Source organism: Caulobacter sp. 05T431, from assembly GCF_056665975.1.
The window spans coordinates 1-349 of sequence record NZ_JBFTKU010000208.1 but is presented as its reverse complement, the minus strand read 5'-3'; the positions used below and the strand labels follow the sequence as shown (position 1 = coordinate 349).

Sequence of the window (349 nt, the reverse complement as noted above, 5' to 3'; positions counted from 1 at the left end):
CGCTGAGGGAGCGGCCTCACCTCCGGGGATTGAGGTTGTCTCCATGGACGGGCGGGACGGCTGCGCCGCGTCGAACCACCGCATCACGCAGGGTTTGGGTGGACGCCAACGTCCGCAAGCCGTGGCCCTCACCGGCGACGTGCACTGCAACTGGGCTAACGACCTCAAGGTGGACTACAAGGACCCGGCATTGCCCGCGCTGGGCTCGGAGCTGACTCCKAGTCGAGGTAAAAGCTGCATTTTGCCCCGTCCGATGTATGGGCCCGGTCTGCAAGTTTCAATTTTCTCAACAAACTTCGCTGCTCCGCGTACGCCTGCAAGACGAGACGGTCGGCCGGGTGCATGCATC

Annotated in this window: 1 protein-coding gene; it reads left to right on the top strand. The window is 63.5% G+C overall.

Going from position 1 to position 349, the window contains the following annotated elements; genetic code table 11:
- Positions 1-43: 43 nt before the first annotated feature.
- On the top strand, positions 44-349 hold a 306-nt coding region (locus AC1U89_RS25135), incomplete at its 3' end, for an alkaline phosphatase D family protein (protein ID WP_479902329.1).